Raw genomic sequence first — 16,524 nt, forward strand, 5'->3', positions numbered from 1 at the left:
GTATTTCCCGATGGCTTTAATCGCTCGAGCCCGAAACAAGCGCAAGCCGGTTGCCGAGATGAACGTAGTGCCCTACATCGACGTGATGCTGGTGCTGCTGGTCATCTTCATGGTGACCGCGCCCATGCTCAATCAGGGCGTGAAGGTCGATCTGCCCAAGGTTTCCAGCGAAGCCTTGCCGCAGGACAACAACACCCAGGTACTGACCATTTCGATCAAGGCTGACAAGACCTACTACTGGAATCTTGGCAGTGAAGTGGACACCGAGAAGCAGCAGGACCGGGCCATGACCTTGCCGCAGATGACCGACGCGGTGACCAAGATCATCAATGCCGGCAACAGCAATGGCAAGCGTACCCAGGTCTTCATTCGTGGCGACAAGACCGTCGACTACGGCGCCGTGATGGGCGCCATGGGCGGCCTGCAGAAAGCCGGGGTCGGTAATGTTGGCTTGATCACCGAGGCCCCCTGATGCAGCAACAGCGAGAGCCGTCCGCCTCGGAAAGCTACTTCTGGCCCAGTGTTCTGGCAATCGGCCTGCATGTGCTGGTGTTCGGCATGCTGTTTGTCAGCTTTGCCATGACCCCGGAGCTGCCGCCGGCCAAGCCGATCGTGCAGGCGACCCTGTACCAGCTCAAGTCCAAAAGCCAGGCCACCACGCAGACCAACCAGAAGCTTGCCGGCGAGGCGAAGAAATCCGCTGCGCGCCAGACCGAAGTCGAGCAGATGGAGCAGAAAAAGGTCGAGCAGGAAGCCGTAAGGGCAGCGGAACAAAAGAAAGAGGAAGCTGCTCAAAAGGCCGAAGAAGCGAAAAAGGCCGATGAGGCAAAAAAAGCGGACGAGGCTAAAAAGGCAGACGAAGCCAAGAAAGCCGATGACGCGAAGAAAGCCGCCGAGGCCAAGAAGGCAGAAGAGAAACAATTGGCTGATATAGCCAAGAAGAAAGCCGAAGAAGAAGCCAAGAAAGCCGCTGAAGAAGAGGCCAAGAAAGCGGCCGCTGAAGAAGCGAAGAAAAAGATTGTCGAGGACGCGAAGAAAAAAGCGGCCGAGGACGCCAAGAAGAAAGCTGAAGCTGAAGAGGCGAAGAAGAAAGTCGCCGAAGACGCGAAGAAGAAAGCCGCCGCCGACGCCGCCAAGAAAAAGGCCCAGGACGCAGCGCGTAAATCCGCCGAAGAGAAAAAGGCCCAGGCCCTGGCAGATTTGCTTTCCGACACGCCGGAACGCGAGCAGGCGTTGGCCGACGAGCAGGGCGATGAAGTCGCCGGTAGCTTCGACGATCTGATTCGCGCCCGGGCGGCGGAAGGCTGGGCTCGTCCACCTTCGGCGCGCAAAGGCATGACAGTTGTATTGCAAATTGGCATGTTGCCCGACGGTACGGTTACCTCGGTCAGCGTAGCCAAGTCCAGTGGCGATGGTCCGTTCGACGCTTCGGCGGTCGCGGCGGTCAAGAACATTGGGCGATTGACGGAAATGCAAGGGATGAAGCCGAGCGATTTTGCTCCGTATCGTTCGTTCAAGATGACATTCACACCTGAGGATCTAGCCTTGTGAGAAACCTTCTTCGATCAATGCTCGTCGTTATCTGCTGCTTGGCAGGGATAGCGGTAGCAGAGGAAAAGAACATCCTGGTCACCAGCGGCAGCGACCGGGCGACGCCGATCGCCGTCGTTCCGTTCGGTTGGCAGGGCGGCAGTGTCTTGCCGGATGACATGGCTGAGATCATCGGCAACGACCTGCGTAACTCCGGTTACTACGCGCCGATTCCGAAGCAGAACATGATCAGCCTGCCGACCCAGGCCAGCGAAGTCATCTACCGTGACTGGAAGGCGCTGGGCGCCCAGTACATCATGGTCGGCAGCATCGTTCCGGCGGGCGGTCGCCTGCAGGTGCAGTACGCCTTGTTCAACGTCGCCACCGAGCAGCAAGTGCTGACCGGCAGCGTATCGGGCAGTGTCGACCAACTGCGCGACATGGCCCACTACATCTCCGACCAGTCGTTCGAAAAACTCACCGGCATCAAGGGCGCGTTCTCTACCCGCATGCTTTACGTGACGGCCGAGCGCTTCTCCGAGAACAACACCCGCTACACCCTGCAACGCTCCGACTATGACGGCGCGCGCGCGGTGACCTTGCTGCAATCGCGCGAGCCGATCCTGTCGCCGCGTTTTGCCCCCGATGGCAAGCGCATCGCCTACGTATCGTTCGAGCAGAAGCGTCCGCGTATCTTCGTGCAACACATCGACACCGGTCGCCGTGAGCAGATCACCAACTTCGAAGGCCTGAACGGCGCGCCAGCCTGGTCGCCGGACGGTTCGCGCCTGGCGTTCGTACTGTCCAAGGACGGCAACCCGGACGTCTACGTGATGAACCTGGCTTCGCGCTCGATCTCGCGCGTGACCAATGGCCCTGGCATCAACACCGAACCGTTCTGGGGCAAGGATGGTTCGACCATCTACTTCACCTCCGACCGCGGTGGCAAGCCACAGATCTACAAGACCAGCGCCGGTGGCGGTGGTGCCGAGCGCGTGACTTTCGTCGGCAACTACAACGCCAACCCTAAATTGTCGGCGGACGAAAAGACCCTGGTGATGATCCATCGCCAGGACGGTTTCACCAATTTCAAGGTGGCGGCCCAGGATTTGCAGCGCGGTAGCGTAAAAATCCTAACTGATAGCACTCTGGACGAGTCACCTACTGTTGCGCCCAACGGCACCATGGTAATCTACGCCACCCGCCAGCAGGGCCGGGGAGTCTTGATGCTCGTGTCCATTAATGGACGCGTGAGGCTCCCGCTTCCTACCGCTCAAGGCGAAGTCAGAGAACCGTCCTGGTCCCCTTACCTGAACTGACGCGGCGCAATACGTTTTACTTAACACACTGGGGTTCATTAGGAGTTTCACGATGGAAATGCTGAAGTTTGGTAAATTTGCTGCGCTGGCTCTGGCCATGGCTGTAGCTGTAGGTTGCTCGTCCAAAGGCGGCGACAACGCCGGTGAAGGCGCTGTTGATCCAAACGCTGGTTACGGCGCTAACACTGGTGCAGTTGACGGCTCCCTGAGCGAAGAAGCTGCTCTGCGCGCAATCACCACCTTCTACTTCGAATACGACAGCTCGGACCTGAAGCCAGAAGCCATGCGCGCTCTGGACGTTCACGCCAAAGACCTGAAAGGTAACGGCGCTCGCGTTGTTCTGGAAGGCAACACCGACGAACGTGGTACTCGTGAGTACAACATGGCACTGGGCGAGCGTCGTGCGAAAGCCGTTCAACGCTACCTGGTTCTGCAAGGTGTTTCCCCAGCTCAGCTGGAACTGGTTTCCTACGGCGAAGAGCGTCCAGTTGCTACCGGCAACGACGAGCAGTCCTGGGCTCAAAACCGTCGCGTCGAACTGCGTAAGTAATTCGTCATGCGAACGTGCCGTCGTGCTGTAACTGTCCTGGCTCTCAGCCTCGCGCCGCTTGCGGCGTGGGCTGCGGTTCCTGTGGTCGATAACGACTCCGGCTATAACAATAGCGGGAGCAGCTATCCGCCTGCGGGTTACGGTACGAACGGCGCCTATGCCGGGGGAGGGGTTTCGGCCCCTGTCTCGGCACAGGGCGAGCTGTTCAACCAACTGCAGCAAATGCAGGATCAACTGTCACGCCAGCAAGGCGCGATTGAAGTTCTGCAAAATGAAGTGTCGCGCATGAAGCAGGAAAGCCTGGAGCGATACCAGGATCTTGATCGGCGCATAGGAACCGGCGTTGCACCTGCCGCGACTCCTGAGAATTCTCCAGCCGGTGGCGACTTGAACGCCCCCGGTGCAGCCGCAGGCGCTGGGGCTAGCGCTCCAGCAGCACCTGCAGCCGGTGGCGAACCGGCGGATCCGGCGAAGGAAAAGCTTTATTACGATGCTGCCTTCGACCTGATCAAGGCCAAGGATTTCGACAAGGCCAGCCAGGCCTTTACCGCTTTCCTGCGCAAATACCCCAACAGTCAATATTCGGGTAACGCCCAATACTGGCTGGGCGAAGTGAACCTGGCCAAGGGCGACCTGCAAGGCGCCGGCCAGGCGTTCGCCAAGGTTTCGCAGCTGTATCCCAAGCACGCCAAGGTGCCGGATTCGCTGTACAAGCTCGCTGACGTAGAACGCCGCCTTGGTCACACCGACAAGGTCAAGGGCATTTTGCAGCAGGTGGTGGCCCAGTATCCGGGGACTTCCGCCGCCCAGTTGGCCCAGCGTGATCTGCAACGCATGTAAGGTAGTTTTAACTGCTTTGAAGAAACCCGCGCCTGTCGCGGGTTTTTTCGTTAGAATTCACGCCCTTTTTATGAAACACGCTTCCTGGGATCTACGCGTTGGCGGGGTTCCTCGAAGTGCCTGACGGAGGCGGACAGCCTGTTTAGCTGTTACGCCCGTGGCGACTATGCAAGACACATTGAGAATTACCGAAGTTTTTTACTCTTTGCAGGGTGAAACGCGAACGGCCGGGCTGCCCACTGTTTTTGTGCGCCTCACCGGCTGCCCGTTGCGTTGCCAGTACTGCGACAGCGCCTATGCCTTCAGCGGCGGCACAATGCGAACCCTCGACGATCTTCTCGAACAAGTGGCTGGCTTCCGTCCGCGCTATGTTTGCGTCACTGGGGGCGAGCCATTGGCGCAGCCCAATGCCATCCCTTTGCTCAAGCAGCTGTGCGACGCCGGCTATGAGGTCTCCCTGGAAACAAGCGGTGCGCTGGATATCTCGGCGGTCGATCCCCGCGTCAGTCGCGTCGTGGACCTCAAGACGCCTGGTTCCAAGGAAGCCCATCGCAACCGCTACGAGAACATTGAACTGTTGACCCGCAACGACCAGGTCAAGTTTGTCATCTGCTCCCGGGAAGACTATGACTGGGCGGTGTCCAAGCTGATCCAGCATGGACTCGACCAGCGAGCCGGCGAGGTGTTGTTTTCGCCAAGTCATCACGACCTCAATGCGCGGGATCTGGCGGATTGGGTGGTGGCGGACAATTTGCCGGTGCGCCTGCAATTGCAGTTGCATAAATATCTTTGGAACGACGAGCCGGGGCGCTGACATGACTGAACATTCAACCACTGCTGAAAAACGCGCGGTCATCCTGCTGTCGGGCGGCCTGGACTCGGCAACCGTCGTGGCCATGGCTCGTGCCGAAGGTTATCGCTGCTACACCATGAGTTTCGATTACGGCCAGCGCCACCGTGCAGAATTGCAGGCCGCTGAACGGGTCGCCCGGGATCTGGGCGTGGTCGAGCACAAAGTCATCGGCCTGAACCTCAACGGCATTGGCGGTTCGGCCCTGACCGACAGCGCCATCGACGTTCCCGAAGCGCCGAGCGAAGGTATCCCGGTGACGTACGTGCCGGCGCGCAACACCGTGTTTCTGTCCCTCGCGCTGGGCTGGGCCGAGGTGCTGGAGGCGCGGGATATTTTCATCGGCGTCAATGCGGTGGACTATTCCGGTTATCCGGATTGTCGACCGGAGTTCGTCGAGGCGTTCGAGCGCATGGCCAACCTGGCGACGAAGGCCGGTGTAGAGGGACAGGGTTTCCGCATCCTGGCGCCGCTGCAAAACCTCAGCAAGGCCGAAATCGTCAAGGCGGGCGTGAGCCTTGGCGTCGACTATGGGCTTACCGTTTCGTGCTATCAGGCCGACGATCAAGGGCGCGCTTGCGGCAAGTGCGACAGCTGCCGGCTGCGTGCCGAAGGCTTCGCTGCGGCGGGTGTGAGCGATCCAACACCTTATTTTTGATTTTTTTGAAATTAGGTGTTGAATAGTCCTTAAAAATCAGTATTATACGCGCCACCACACAGAGGGTCGTTAGCTCAGTTGGTAGAGCAGTTGGCTTTTAACCAATTGGTCGTAGGTTCGAATCCCACACGACCCACCATTTTCTGTAGTTTTAAAAGTCTGGAAGGCCCACGAAAGTGAGGATTTCCGGATTTTTTTTTGCCCGCGAAAAAGTCGGATCGATGCCGTGGTCAGCGCTGGCCGACCTCGGCGCAAACGTCCATGACCTGCTGGCGCAACCAGGTGTTCCGGTTGTCCTGGCTCGCTTTTTCGCTCCACATCATCTCAAGCGTAAAGCCCGGCAGCCCTGGTGGCGGCTGGCGCTCGCCGAATCGTTGGTCGTCGCAAAGCAATGCCTGGATGCGTTTGGGCAGGGTCAGGATATAGTCGGTTCCAGTGACCAGGGCCAAGGCTGTCACGTAGCTATTGGCGCGCGCGACGATCTGTCGCCTGGAGCCCTGGCGAGCGAGCCAGCCATCGATCATGTTGGTGTCGGATGTCCAAGGGGTCGGAAATACATGCTGCCCCGCGACAAATGCGTCGAGGCTGAACGCTTGCCCAGGGCCGGGGAAATGTTTATCCACCACGCACACCAGCTCATCCGTCAGCAATACCCGTGATTGCAGGCCGTTGGTATCGCCATGGAAATGCGGGCCGAAACCCACTGCAAGATCGAAGCGATCGTCCCTCAGCGCGTCGACCGGAATATCGCGCTGGAACTTCGTGGTGTTGATCACCACCGGAACACGGTTGCCGATGAAGCGCTTGACCAGGTTCGGAAGGATCAGGAGTTCGAAGTATTCCGGCGCGCAGAGGTTGAATGTGATCTCTTCCTGACGTGGATCGAATGGCTGGATGCCGGAGTGGCATTGGTTGATCGTGTTAAGCACCCCCAGCACCTGGCCATACATGACGATGGCCTTCTGAGTGGGGCTCATGCCTGCGCGTGTCACGGTGAACAGTTCGTCTTCGAAGCTGGTGCGCAGTTTTTTCAGGCAATAGCTGACGGTCGACTGGCTGACACACAGGGCTTCGGAAACCTGGGTGACGCTGCGCTGTTCGAACACGGCGACGAACACCATCAGGTCTTGCATATCCAGCTTTCGAAGCAGGTTACTAATGAGCATCAGCTAATCTCGGCGCCATCCTTGCGTAACATCCTGTTCCCACGAAGGTCTCCTTTATACAGGAGCCTTGGCCGTTTATCTTTCGGCAGGGTAGATGTTTTGCTACGACAGCGACGACTAGCCAATATGCCGCGCGTATTGCCTGGGGTTGAAGCGCAACACCATCAGGATCATCAGCCCCATCACCACCGCAAGCGACCACCACGCCCATTCGAAACTGCCCGATTGGTCACGGATCACTCCGGCAATCAATGGCGACAGGCCGGCGATCAGGTAACCGATGCCTTGCACGAATGCCGTCAACGCGCCGGCCCGGCGCGGGTCGTCCAGGTGGTCGAGGGAGACGATCAGGCTCATCGGGAACAGACCGCCGATACCGAGCCCCAGCAAGCATGGCCACAGCAGGCTGAAGCGATCCGGGCTGAGGATCAAGCCGCAGAAGCCAGCCATGATCAATGTCAGCAGTACCGTCAGTATCGGGCGTTTGTCTTGGCTGCGGTTGGCGATTGCCGGGGTGACCAGGCCGGACAACACTTCCATCGCTGTGAGGAACCCCAAGACCAGGCCGGCCTGCTGTTCGCTCCAGCCTTTTTCCAGGTAATACGGCGCCAGCCAGGCCAGTACGCACGTATAGGACGCGGTGCCCAGGCCGAAGAACAGGGCCAGCAGCCAAGCCCGGCGGTTGGCAAAGAACGAGCCCTGTTGTCGTCCCGGTGCTCTGGGTAATGGCATGACGACCGAGCGTTGAGCGTGCCAGCAGCCCAGCGCGACCAGCACCAGCAATGCCCAGATCGCCAGGCCGATGCGCCAGCTGCCCGTCTGCGCCAGGACGAACGGGGAAAATGACGCCGCGATGGCCGCGCCACCCATGATCGACGTGACGTACAGCCCCATGAACAACGAGACGTTATCGCCAAGCCGCGACTTGATCAGGGCTGGCAGCACCGCCTGGATCAGGGCGATGCCGATGCCGGCCAAAACGGCGCTGATGATCAGCGCTTCGGCGCTATCCAGGTACAGGCGCGAGACCGTGGCAAGGCCGATGACTACCAGCGACAGGGCAATGGTGCGGTGTTCGCCAATGCGCAGGGCGACTCGCAGGCCCAGGAACATTGCCAAGCCCATGGCCATGACCGGCAACATCGTCAGCAACGATGCCATGCTGAACGTCAGGGGCACTTCGCCCCGAATGGCGGATAGCAAAGGCCCGACCGCCGCCATCGAAGGGCGCAGATTCAGCGCCACGCATACGATGCTGGTCATCAGCCAGAATACGCGGGTACTTGAGGCTTGAACGTTTTCCATGACAAGGCCTTGGCGGGGAAGAAAGCGCCATTTAGGCCCGGCCGCGTTGGGCTCGGCAAACTGAAAACTGGCTGGGGGAATTGAATAATTAAATACGTCACGCTCAGAACCACAGGCGCAGGCGCAAAGTCGTCTGCCGGGGCACAGGTCAGAATGATCTTTTGCAACGGCGGGATATTCTGTAGCCTTGCCGGCTTCACGCTGTCCCGTGCCTGATGACACTCACTTTCCCAGCGGTACCCGAGTGGTCCGGAGCCGGGTGTATACTCGACTTTCGCGCTAAACGCGCCTATAGGTCTTGCGAACATGACGCAGATTTCCGAACGCCTTCTGGTCCAGGCTCACCTCGATGCCAAGCAGCCCAAGCCGCTGTCCGCCGAGCAAGAGGCCTGGTACCGCGCCGCCATTGCCGCCGAGCTCAAGGCTCAGGACGCGGTGCTGGTTGCGCATTTCTACTGTGACCCGGTTATTCAGGCCCTGGCCGAGGAGACTGGGGGCTGTGTCTCCGACTCCCTGGAAATGGCCCGCTTTGGCAACGCCCATCCGGCCAAGACCGTGGTGGTGGCCGGGGTCAAATTCATGGGCGAGACCGCCAAGATCCTCAACCCAGAAAAACGCGTGCTGATGCCGACTCTGGAAGCCACTTGCTCCCTCGATCTGGGTTGCCCGGTGGATGAATTCTCGGCGTTCTGCGACCAGCATCCGGAGCGCACCGTGGTGGTGTATGCCAACACTTCGGCGGCCGTGAAGGCCCGTGCGGACTGGGTGGTGACGTCCAGCTGTGCCCTGGAAATCGTCGAGAGCCTGATGGACAACGGCGAGACGATCATCTGGGGTCCGGACAAGCACTTGGGCACTTACATCCAGCGCAAGACCGGCGCCGACATGTTGCTCTGGGACGGCGCCTGCATCGTCCACGAAGAGTTCAAGTCCAAGCAGTTGGAAGATATGAAGGCGCTGTACCCGGACGCCGCCATCCTGGTGCACCCGGAGTCACCGACGTCGGTGATCGAACTGGCGGATGCCGTGGGTTCCACCAGCCAGTTGATTGCCGCCGCCCAGACTTTGCCGAACAAGACGCTGATCGTCGCCACCGACCGCGGCATTTTCTACAAAATGCAGCAGCTGTGCCCGGACAAGGTCTTCATCGAAGCCCCTACCGCCGGCAACGGCGCGGCATGCCGCAGTTGCGCGCACTGCCCATGGATGGCGATGAACACGCTGGAGCGCACGCTTCAGGCGCTCAAGGAAGGCAGCAACGAAATATTCGTCGACCCGGCATTGATCCCCCAGGCGATTCGCCCGCTCAAGCGCATGCTGGACTTCACCCAGGCGGCGCGGATGAAGTTGGCGGGTAATGCCTGACGCTGAACAGATTTGAGGCCTGCCGGGCTTTTTGTGGCGAGGGAGCTTGCTCCCGCTGGGCTGCGAAGCAGCCCCAAACGAGACACTGCGGGGTTATTCAGTCATACCGCATTGGCTGGATTACGACTGCTGCGCAGCCGAGCGGGAGCAAGCTCCCTCGCCACGGGGTTGTAGTGAGTTCCTACTTGGTCTTCTTGGGAATCCGCACCAACTGCGTATCCGAATAGATGTCATGCCAGCCCCGCTTGCGCTTGTCGAAAAGCGCCCAGATGAAGCCCAGCCCCACCAGCAGCAATGACGCAATCGACACCACGAATCGCAACAACGCCTGCCACAAGCTAATGGCGGTGCCATCGGTGTTCTGCACGCGGATGCACCAGACCTGCATGCCCAGGGTCTGGCCGTTGTGGGTCCAGAACTTGGCGAAGAAGCCGAACAGCACGAACAGCAACACCGTGGACAGCAGCGGATCGCCATCCAGCGCGCCGGCGTCGGTAAGGGCACGCATCTTTTCTTCGCCGATGATCATCATCTGGATCATCTTGTACACGCCACCGGTGACGATCAGCAGCGCCGTGCACAGCAAAAAATCATAGAACATCGCGGCCAGGCGACGGCCCAGGCCGGCGGGAGGGAAGTCACCCTGTGGGGTGAGCAGGTGTTTGGACATGACGGCCTCGAACCAAAAAGAAGCCATTTTACGGATTTACGCCCATAAAAAAGCCCCTGATATCAATCAGGGGCTTTTTAGTTTGCGAAAGCCTTAGGCTTCGGCTTGAACCTCGTCAGCCTGCATGCCTTTCTGGCCTTGCACGGCAACGAAAGTGACTTTCTGGCCTTCTTTCAGGCTCTTGAAGCCGTTGCCCTGGATGGCGCGGAAGTGCACGAACAGATCCGGACCGCTTTCAGGAGTGATGAAACCAAAACCTTTTTCGTCGTTGAACCACTTGACGGTACCGCTCTGACGTTCAGCCATTTTCTTATTTCCTTGACGCTAAATTAATGACAGCCTCTTTCCAGACGAAAGAGTACTGGGGCTGGGTTGCAGGAAAGTAAGATGACGTCGAACGGGTTGTAGCTAACTTCTTAGGCTACTGCCCAGGTCACGATCCAAGCGACCCATGCAAACACAGTGACGAAACTCTACGCCAACTTCCAAGGAAAAAACAACCCCCCTGAAGGCCCCGGATTTGCTCAGCTTGCTGGCGTTTTAGATGTTTTGCGGGAGGGGGCTTATTCAAAAGGCTAGTCCGATAGTTCCGTAGCGTTATAAGCCCGGTTGAATATCACTACATGCACCTTTTTATGGCGGTTGCGTTACACATTAGTGCACGTATAACGAAACCGCGTTACTTATAGAAACAACCAATCAACCACGGTAGTAGCGCTGCGGAACGAATGGCATTTTGCTTACAAGCAAAGGCACTTTTTTCCCACGCACAATGGCCCAGACCGGCGTGTCCAAGGCGACGAAGGCGCTGTCCAGATAACCCATCGCCAATGGACCGCCCAATGTCGGCCCGAACCCGCCGCTGCAAACGGTGCCGATGATCTCGCCGGCTTCGTTGACGATCTCCGCGCCTTCACGCACCGGTGTGCGTTCTTGGGGCAGCAGGCCGACACGTTTGCGCTTCACGCCTTGCTGTTGCTGGGCAAAAACAGTTTCCGCTCCGGGGAAGCCCCCGGCGCGCGCGCCATCGGCGCGGCGGACCTTGGAAATCGCCCACAGCAGGCTGGCTTCAATGGGTGTGGTTTCGGTGTTCATATCGTGGCCGTAGAGGCACAGGCCCGCTTCCAGGCGCAGGGAATCACGGGCGCCAAGGCCGATGGCGGCGACTTCCGGTTCGGCCAGCAGGGCGCGGGCGAGTTTCTCCGCATCGGCGGCTGGCACGGAAATCTCGAAACCGTCTTCACCGGTGTAGCCCGAACGGCTGACAAAGCAATCCACGCCCAGCAGAGTGACGCGCTGGAATTGCATGAAGGTCATCTTCGCCACTTCCGGCGCCAGACGCGCGAGCACGGTCACGGCCGCTGGGCCTTGCAGCGCGAGCAGGGCGCGGGCTTCGAACAGCGGCTCGATGCTGCACTGACCGCCGATGTTCGCTTGCAGGTGGGCCAGGTCCTGATCCTTGCACGCCGCGTTGACCACCAAAAACAGCTCATCATTGCCCAGGTTGGCGACCATCAAATCGTCGAGGATGCCGCCGTTGTCGTTGGTGAACATGGCGTAGCGCTGCATGCCCACGGGCAAGTCGATGATGTCCACCGGCACCAGCGTCTCCAGTGCCTTGGCCGCACCCGCGCCGGTCAGGCGGATCTGGCCCATGTGGGACACATCGAACAGCCCGGCCTGATCCCGGGTGTGCTGGTGTTCTTTCATCACGCCCAAGGGGTATTGCACCGGCATGTCGTAGCCGGCGAATGGCACCATGCGGGCGCCGAGTTCGAGGTGCAGCGCGTGCAGCGGGGTTTTCAACAGTTGTTCGGTGGACATATCAGCTCCTGGAAAATGAAAGGGGCACGCATCAGCATTCGATGATGTTGACCGCCAGACCGCCGCGGGCGGTCTCCTTGTATTTGCTTTTCATGTCGGCGCCGGTCTGGCGCATGGTGCGGATGACTTTGTCGAGGGAGACGAAGTGATGACCATCGCCGCGCATGGCCATGCGCACCGCATTGATGGCCTTTACCGAGCCCATGGCATTGCGTTCGATGCAGGGCACCTGGACGAGGCCACCGATGGGGTCGCAGGTGAGCCCGAGGTTGTGTTCCATGCCGATTTCGGCGGCGTTTTCCACTTGTTGCACGGTACCGCCCAGCACTTCGCAAAGCGCACCGGCGGCCATGGAGCAGGCCACGCCAACTTCACCCTGGCAGCCGACTTCAGCACCGGAGATGGAGGCGTTTTCCTTGTAGAGGATGCCGATGGCGGCGGCGGTCAGCAGGAATCGCACCACGCCATCTTCGTTGGCCCCGGGAATGAAGCGCATGTAGTAGTGGAGCACGGCCGGAATGATGCCCGCCGCACCGTTGGTGGGCGCGGTGACGACACGGCCGCCGAAGGCGTTTTCTTCGTTGACGGCCAGGGCATACAGGTTGACCCAGTCCAGCACGGACAGCGGATCGCGCAAGGCCGCTTCAGGGTTCTTGCACAACTGGCGATGCAACGCCGCAGCCCGGCGCTTGACCTTGAGGCCGCCCGGCAAGATCCCCTCGTTGCGACAGCCCGCCGCCACGCAATCCTGCATGACCTGCCAGATCTTCAGCAGGCCGGCGCGGGTCTCGGCTTCGGGGCGCCAGGCGCTTTCGTTGGTCAGCATGACCTGGCTGATGGACAGACCGTAGGTGCTGCAGTGGGCCAGCAGATCTTTTGCGCTCTTGAACGGGAAGGTCAGGGGCGTGGCATCTTCGACGATACGGTCGGCGCCGGCGGCGTCTTCATCCACGACGAAGCCGCCGCCCACCGAGTAGTACTCGCGGCTGCGCACTTGCAGGCCGGCGGCGTCGAAGGCGCGGAAGATCATGCCGTTGGGGTGGTAGGCCAACGGTTTGCGGATCATCGCCAGGTGCAGTTTTTCATTGAATTCGATGGTGTGCTCGCCGAGCAGGTTCAGGCGACCGCTGCTGCGGATCTCCTGGAGCCGGGCGGTCACTGTTTCGGTGTCCACGGTGTCCGGATGCTCGCCTTCCAGGCCCAGCAGCACGGCCTTGTCACTGCCGTGGCCCTTGCCGGTGGCACCGAGCGAGCCGTACAGCTCGACTTTGACGCTGGCAGTGGTATTGAGCAACTCATCACGACGCAACCCTTCGACGAAACGGGCCGCGGCACGCATCGGACCGACCGTGTGGGAGCTGGAAGGACCGATGCCGATCTTGAACAGGTCGAACACGCTTAACGACATGGTGTTTCTCCGGTTTCTTTTTATGGGATCGACGGTTTACAAGATTTGAAAACAGATTCCCTGTGGGAGCGAGCCTGCTCGCGAAGGCGGCGTGTCAGTTGACATCTGATTGGCTGACATATCGCCTTCGCGAGCAGGCTCGCTCCCACAAGGGAAGTCGGAGGGCGGATGGACCGCCCTCCACTTACCTTAAGCGTAGCTTTCGATCGACGGGCAGGCGCAGACCAGGTTGCGGTCGCCGAACACGTTGTCGACCCGGCCTACGGGCGGCCAGTATTTGCCTTCGATCAACGACGCCACCGGGTACACCGCCTGCTCGCGGCTGTAGGGGTGAGTCCAGTCGCCGACGAGTTCCGCCGCGGTGTGCGGGGCGTTCTTCAGCGGGTTGTCGTCTTTGTCCAGGCTGCCGTTTTCCACCGCGCGGATTTCTTCGCGGATGCAGATCATGGCGTCGCAGAAGCGGTCCAGCTCTTCCTTGGATTCGCTTTCGGTCGGCTCGATCATCAACGTGCCGGCCACCGGGAACGACATGGTCGGGGCGTGGAAACCGAAGTCGATCAGGCGCTTGGCCACGTCATCGACACTGATGCCGCTGCTGTCCTTGAGCGGGCGCAGGTCGAGGATGCATTCGTGGGCCACCAGGCCGTTGCTGCCGGAGTAGAGCACCGGATAATGCTCTTCCAGGCGACGGGCGATGTAGTTGGCGTTGAGAATCGCCAGCTGCGAAGCGCGCTTGAGGCCCGCGCCGCCCATCATGCGGATGTACATCCAGGTGATCGGCAGGATGCTCGCACTGCCGAACGGCGCCGCGCACACCGCGCCTTCCTTGCGTTCCATGTTGGCGTGGCCCGGCAGGAACGGCGCCAGGTGCGACTTGACGCCAATCGGGCCGACGCCCGGGCCGCCACCGCCGTGGGGAATGCAGAAGGTCTTGTGCAGGTTCAGGTGCGAGACGTCGCCGCCGAATTTGCCTGGGGCGCAGAGGCCGACCATCGCGTTCATGTTGGCGCCGTCGATGTACACCTGGCCGCCGTTGTCATGAATGATGCCGCAAATCTCGCGGATGCCTTCCTCGAACACGCCGTGGGTGGACGGGTAGGTGATCATCAGCGCGGCGAGGTGCTCGCGGTGCTCGATGGCCTTGGCCCGCAGGTCTTCGATGTCGACGTTGCCACGGGCATCGCAGGCGGTCACGACCACGCGCATGCCGGCCATGTTGGCGGTGGCCGGGTTGGTGCCGTGGGCCGAAGACGGGATCAGGCAGATGTCGCGACGGTCTTCGCCACGGCTCTGGTGATAGGCGCGGATCGCCAGCAGGCCGGCGTATTCGCCCTGGGAACCGGCGTTGGGTTGCAGCGACACCGCGTCATAGCCGGTGGCGGCGCAGAGCATGGCTTCGAGCTCGTCGGTCAGTTGCTGATAGCCGGCGCTTTGCTCGGCCGGGGCGAACGGGTGCAGGGCGCCGAACTCTGCCCAGGTCACCGGGATCATTTCGCTGGCGGCGTTGAGTTTCATGGTGCAGGAACCCAGCGGGATCATGGTGCGATCCAGTGCCAGGTCCTTGTCGGCGAGCTTGCGCAGGTAGCGCATCAGCTCGGTTTCGGAGTGGTAGCGGTTGAACACCGGGTGGCTGAGGATCGCCGATTGGCGCACCAGCTCGGCCGGGATGCGGCTTTGCATGCTGGTGGCCAGTGCGGTGAAGTCCGGCAGAGGCTTGCCGTCGGCCAACAGGCTCCACAGTGCTTCGATGTCAGCCTGGTTGGTGGTTTCGTCCAGGGACAGGCCCAGGCGTTCGGCGTCCACTGCACGCAGGTTGATGCGCTGGGCGCGGGCCTTGTCGTGCAGCGCGGCGGTTTGCGCGCCAGTGTGCAGCGTCAGGGTGTCGAAGAAGCTTTCTTGCTCGACCTTCAGACCCAGCGCGCCCAGCCCCTTGGCAAGGATCGCGGTCAGGTGATGGATGCGGTTGGCAATTTGCACCAGGCCCTTGGGACCGTGGTACACAGCGTACATGCTGGCGATGTTGGCGAGCAGAACCTGGGCGGTGCAGATGTTGCTGGTGGCTTTCTCGCGGCGGATGTGTTGCTCGCGGGTCTGCATCGCCAAGCGCAGGGCCGGCTTGCCGAAACGGTCCACGGAAACGCCGACCAGCCGGCCCGGCATGTCGCGCTTGAACGCATCCTTGGTGGAGAAAAAGGCCGCGTGCGGACCGCCGAAACCCAGGGGAACGCCGAAGCGCTGGGCGCTGCCGATGGCAACGTCGGCACCGAACTCACCCGGAGGGGTCAGCAGGGTCAGGGCCAGCAGGTCGGCGGCCACGGCCACCAGAGCATTGGCGACGTGGAAGCGTTCGGTCAGCTCGCGGTAGTCGAACAGGTCGCCATTGCTGGCCGGGTACTGCAAGAGTGCGCCGAAGAAGCTGCTGACGTCGCTCAGTTCGCGCTCATCGCCCACGACCACGTCGATGCCCAGGGGCTCGGCACGGGTGCGCAGCACGTCGAGGGTCTGCGGGTGGCTGTGCACGGAGGCGAAGAACGCATTGCTGCCCTTGTTCTTGCTCAAGCGCTTGCAGAAGGTCATGGCTTCGGCGGCGGCGGTGGCTTCGTCCAGCAGGGAGGCGTTGGCGATCGGCAGGCCGGTGAGGTCGCTGATCAAGGTCTGGAAGTTCAGCAGTGCTTCGAGACGGCCCTGGGAGATTTCCGGCTGGTAAGGGGTGTAGGCGGTGTACCAGGCCGGATTTTCCAGCAGGTTGCGCAGGATCGGTGCCGGCGTATGGCAGTTGTAGTAGCCCTGGCCGATGTAGGTCTTGAACAGTTGGTTCTTGCCGGCGATGGCCTTGATCGAGGCCAGTGCATCGGCTTCGCTCTGGCCGTCGCCCATGTCCAGGACGCTGGTGCCTTTGATGCTTTCCGGGATCACGCTGGCGCTCAGGGCTTCCAGGGAGTCGTAGCCCAGGCGTTCGAGCATGGCTTGCTCGTCGCCTGCACGCGGGCCGATGTGGCGGGCGATGAATTCGTTGGCGGTGCCGAGATTAACGGTCAT

Annotated in this window: 15 protein-coding genes and 1 tRNA gene; 9 read left to right on the forward strand and 7 right to left on the reverse strand. The window is 60.6% G+C overall.

Annotated elements, in window-relative coordinates; all coding sequences use genetic code 11:
* Positions 1 to 19 precede the first annotated feature (19 nt).
* The 8 genes from tolR (at position 20) to J3Q04_RS05945 (ending at position 5,886) form a co-directional block, all read left to right on the forward strand.
* Positions 20 to 472 (forward strand): protein TolR, encoded by a 453-nt coding sequence (tolR, locus tag J3Q04_RS05910; protein WP_162254906.1) that lies wholly within the window; start codon positions 20 to 22, stop codon positions 470 to 472.
* The gene (gene tolA, locus J3Q04_RS05915) at positions 472 to 1,551 is read left to right on the forward strand and encodes a cell envelope integrity protein TolA (protein WP_045156747.1); all 1,080 of its coding nucleotides are present in this window, start codon (positions 472 to 474) and stop codon (positions 1,549 to 1,551) included. Before tolR ends, tolA begins: the two co-directional genes overlap by 1 nt.
* Positions 1,548 to 2,849, forward strand: a complete 1,302-nt coding sequence (gene tolB, locus J3Q04_RS05920; RefSeq protein ID WP_039591701.1) for a Tol-Pal system beta propeller repeat protein TolB — start codon at positions 1,548 to 1,550, stop codon at positions 2,847 to 2,849. The genes tolA and tolB overlap by 4 nt, the downstream gene beginning before the upstream one ends.
* Before the next feature lie 52 nt (positions 2,850 to 2,901).
* Positions 2,902 to 3,399 carry a peptidoglycan-associated lipoprotein Pal gene (gene pal / locus J3Q04_RS05925; protein ID WP_042121796.1) on the forward strand — a complete coding sequence of 166 codons (498 nt, stop codon included), beginning with the start codon at positions 2,902 to 2,904 and terminating at the stop codon, positions 3,397 to 3,399.
* A gap of 6 nt (positions 3,400 to 3,405) precedes the next feature.
* The gene (gene ybgF / locus J3Q04_RS05930; protein ID WP_420765254.1) at positions 3,406 to 4,239 is read left to right on the forward strand and encodes a tol-pal system protein YbgF; all 834 of its coding nucleotides are present in this window, start codon (positions 3,406 to 3,408) and stop codon (positions 4,237 to 4,239) included.
* Positions 4,240 to 4,405: 166 nt separating this feature from the next.
* Positions 4,406 to 5,053, forward strand: a complete 648-nt coding sequence (gene queE, locus J3Q04_RS05935; protein ID WP_420765253.1) for a 7-carboxy-7-deazaguanine synthase QueE — start codon at positions 4,406 to 4,408, stop codon at positions 5,051 to 5,053.
* 1 nt (position 5,054) lies between these two features.
* Complete coding sequence (gene queC, locus J3Q04_RS05940; protein ID WP_420765252.1) at positions 5,055 to 5,747, forward strand: 7-cyano-7-deazaguanine synthase QueC; 693 nt, start codon at positions 5,055 to 5,057, stop codon at positions 5,745 to 5,747.
* Positions 5,748 to 5,810: 63 nt separating this feature from the next.
* Positions 5,811 to 5,886 (forward strand) — tRNA-Lys (locus tag J3Q04_RS05945).
* A gap of 91 nt (positions 5,887 to 5,977) precedes the next feature.
* Here J3Q04_RS05945 and J3Q04_RS05950 read toward each other — a convergent pair.
* Both J3Q04_RS05950 and J3Q04_RS05955 read right to left on the reverse strand, forming a co-directional pair.
* A complete protein-coding gene (locus J3Q04_RS05950) occupies positions 5,978 to 6,913 on the reverse strand; it encodes a LysR family transcriptional regulator (protein ID WP_434607440.1) in 936 nt (311 codons plus the stop codon).
* 117 nt (positions 6,914 to 7,030) lie between these two features.
* A complete protein-coding gene (locus tag J3Q04_RS05955) occupies positions 7,031 to 8,218 on the reverse strand; it encodes a cyanate transporter (protein WP_434607438.1) in 1,188 nt (395 codons plus the stop codon).
* 306 nt (positions 8,219 to 8,524) lie between these two features.
* Between J3Q04_RS05955 and nadA the strand changes: the two genes are divergently transcribed.
* Complete coding sequence (nadA, locus tag J3Q04_RS05960; RefSeq protein ID WP_434607436.1) at positions 8,525 to 9,583, forward strand: quinolinate synthase NadA; 1,059 nt, start codon at positions 8,525 to 8,527, stop codon at positions 9,581 to 9,583.
* Positions 9,584 to 9,764: 181 nt separating this feature from the next.
* Here the strand turns inward: nadA and J3Q04_RS05965 are convergent, their stop codons facing one another.
* The 5 genes from J3Q04_RS05965 to gcvP all read right to left on the reverse strand — a co-directional run bounded on the left by J3Q04_RS05965 (position 9,765) and on the right by gcvP (position 16,524).
* Positions 9,765 to 10,253: an RDD family protein gene (locus J3Q04_RS05965; RefSeq protein ID WP_434607434.1), complete on the reverse strand. Its 489-nt coding sequence runs from the start codon at positions 10,251 to 10,253 to the stop codon at positions 9,765 to 9,767.
* 93 nt (positions 10,254 to 10,346) lie between these two features.
* Positions 10,347 to 10,559 (reverse strand): cold-shock protein, encoded by a 213-nt coding sequence (locus J3Q04_RS05970; RefSeq protein WP_027902257.1) that lies wholly within the window; start codon positions 10,557 to 10,559, stop codon positions 10,347 to 10,349.
* A gap of 393 nt (positions 10,560 to 10,952) precedes the next feature.
* Positions 10,953 to 12,077 carry a glycine cleavage system aminomethyltransferase GcvT gene (gene gcvT / locus J3Q04_RS05975; protein ID WP_434607432.1) on the reverse strand — a complete coding sequence of 375 codons (1,125 nt, stop codon included), beginning with the start codon at positions 12,075 to 12,077 and terminating at the stop codon, positions 10,953 to 10,955.
* 31 nt (positions 12,078 to 12,108) lie between these two features.
* Positions 12,109 to 13,485, reverse strand: coding sequence for an L-serine ammonia-lyase (locus J3Q04_RS05980; protein ID WP_434607430.1), 1,377 nt, complete (start codon positions 13,483 to 13,485; stop codon positions 12,109 to 12,111).
* A 189-nt stretch (positions 13,486 to 13,674) separates the two neighbouring features.
* Positions 13,675 to 16,524, reverse strand: a complete 2,850-nt coding sequence (gcvP, locus tag J3Q04_RS05985) for an aminomethyl-transferring glycine dehydrogenase (protein WP_434607428.1) — start codon at positions 16,522 to 16,524, stop codon at positions 13,675 to 13,677.

It is taken from the genome of Pseudomonas sp. D4-21 (assembly GCF_051132125.1).
GTDB lineage: Bacteria > Pseudomonadota > Gammaproteobacteria > Pseudomonadales > Pseudomonadaceae > Aquipseudomonas.